Below are 313 nucleotides of genomic sequence, written 5' to 3' on the forward strand. Positions count from 1 at the left end.
GCTTAAACCGACATTTGATATTATATTCAGATAAGCGATCTTGTGTGATAGATTTGTTGTCATTTGCTCTCACTCTATAGCTGTATACTAGGTTTGGAATGACAGAGATATTATCAGAATGGGCGTAACTCAAATATGTGAAAATAAAATCCTCACTAGACATACCTTCAGGGAATGTGAGTTTGTTTTCAATTAAAAAAGAACGTTTGAATATTTTTCCATGGATTGCAATTACCTTTCTAACTTCTGGAGACTCGGCGACATTTGTAGTTATGATTTTTTCTTTAAATAACTTCCTTAGTCTAGAATCTGT

General features: G+C 32.9%; 1 protein-coding gene. It reads right to left on the reverse strand.

Annotated features, from left to right (window positions below):
• On the reverse strand, nucleotides 1-313 hold a 313-nt coding region (locus AB4486_RS24430), incomplete at both ends, for a hypothetical protein (protein ID WP_372119227.1).

It is taken from the genome of Vibrio sp. 10N.222.55.C6 (assembly GCF_041473395.1).
GTDB classification, from domain to species: domain Bacteria; phylum Pseudomonadota; class Gammaproteobacteria; order Enterobacterales; family Vibrionaceae; genus Vibrio; species Vibrio crassostreae_C.